This window comes from Leisingera sp. ANG-DT (genome assembly GCF_000813785.1).
In the GTDB taxonomy this organism is placed as follows: Bacteria; Pseudomonadota; Alphaproteobacteria; order Rhodobacterales; family Rhodobacteraceae; genus Leisingera.
Map to the genome: position 1 here is coordinate 1 of NZ_JWLE01000052.1, position 1369 is coordinate 1369.

The window sequence follows — 1369 nt, forward strand, 5'->3', positions numbered from 1 at the left end:
ACACGCCCTGCACCGCGCGGTTGAACAGCGGGCTGTCGGAGGGGTCAAAACCGGAGGTCGGCGGCCGCGGCCGGTCGTTGGGGTCGAAGTCCGGGAAGGAGACCACCGAGATCACTTCGCCTGTGTGAGCGTCCATCAGGATCGAGGTGGCTCCTTTGGCGTTCATCAGCTTCATGCCGCCATAAAGCACCTGCTCCGCCGCCGCCTGCACGGTGAGGTCCAGCGACAGCTGCAGCGGTTTGCCCGCATTGGCCGGGTCGCGCAGGTAGTCGTCGAACTGGCGTTCGACACCGGCAACGCCGATCACCTCAGCCGCGTTCACGCCTTCCTTGCCGAACCCGGCCCCGCCCAGCACATGCGCGGCCAGACTGCCGTTGGGATACAGGCGCATTTCGCGGGGGCCGAACATCAGGCCGGGATCGCCGATATCATGCACCGCCTGGAGCTGCTCTGGGCTGATTTTCTTCTTCACCCACAGGAACTTGCGCTTGCCGGTGAAGTCCTTGATCAGGCGCTCGCGGTCGAGGTCAGGGAAGATCTCAACCAGTTTCTCAGCCGCCCCCACCGGGTCAATCATCTGCGGCGGCTGGGCGTAAAGGGAATGGGTTTCGAAATTGGTGGCCAGCAGGCTGCCGTTGCGGTCAACGATATCGGCGCGCTGCGCGGCGATGGCGGCGCCGGGGACGCTGGCAACGGGCTCGGCCGGTTCCGACACTGCGGTCATGCCCATGCGGGCGATGATCGCCCCGAAGGCGCAAACAAAGAACAACCCCAGCACCAGAAGCCGCCCCTCGGCGCGCTGGCGGGCCTGCACCTGCATTTCCTGATGGCGCAGGCTGATGTTTTCCTCTTCGATCACATCCGGGTTTTCGCCGCTTGCGCGGGCGTGGAGGATGCGGGCCAGCGGGCGGAGCGGTGTGCGGATCATGGCTGGCTCCCTGCATTCAGGCCGGAAACTTCAACCTCGTTGGTGATCTCCAGCTCCGGCGGCGCCGGGTAGGAGACCTCATCCACGCGGCCGAACTGATCCGGGCGCAGCGGCAAAAGGCCAAGGCTGTCAAAGTTGATGTCAGCCAGATCACGCAGGCGCTGCGGGCGGTTGAGGTAGGCCCATTCGGCGCGCAGCACGCTGAGGCGAACCTGCGCCGTGCCGATTTCACGCTGCAGCGCGCGGGTGTCTTTCAGCACCTGCTGGGTGGCGTAGTTTTCGCGGTAGGCCCAGAAGGCGAGGCCGAAGACGGCCAGGCAGGTAGCGGCATACAGCAAAGTCTTCATTTACGCGCCTCTTTCAGCTGCGGCATTCCAAGTTCCTTGGCCGAGATTGGCCCCGGTGCGGCGTCCGTCCGGCGTCCGACCCGCAGGCGGGCGG

At 65.6% G+C, this 1369-nt stretch carries 1 protein-coding gene and 1 pseudogene; both read right to left on the reverse strand.

What is annotated here, in order from left to right; translation table 11 throughout:
• Positions 1–928: pseudogene (locus tag RA21_RS21430) on the reverse strand (penicillin-binding protein 2); the annotation flags it as partial.
• The gene (gene ftsL, locus RA21_RS21435) at positions 925–1275 is read right to left on the reverse strand and encodes a cell division protein FtsL (protein ID WP_039152555.1); all 351 of its coding nucleotides are present in this window, start codon (positions 1273–1275) and stop codon (positions 925–927) included. The pseudogene RA21_RS21430 and the gene ftsL, both read right to left, overlap by 4 nt.
• Positions 1276–1369: the final 94 nt, after the last annotated feature.

Bases quoted from the DNA above. Each gene is read 5' to 3' on its own strand.
- ftsL (WP_039152555.1), bottom strand. From the start codon at position 1,275: ATGAAGACTTTGCTGTATGCCGCTACCTGCCTGGCCGTCTTCGGCCTC.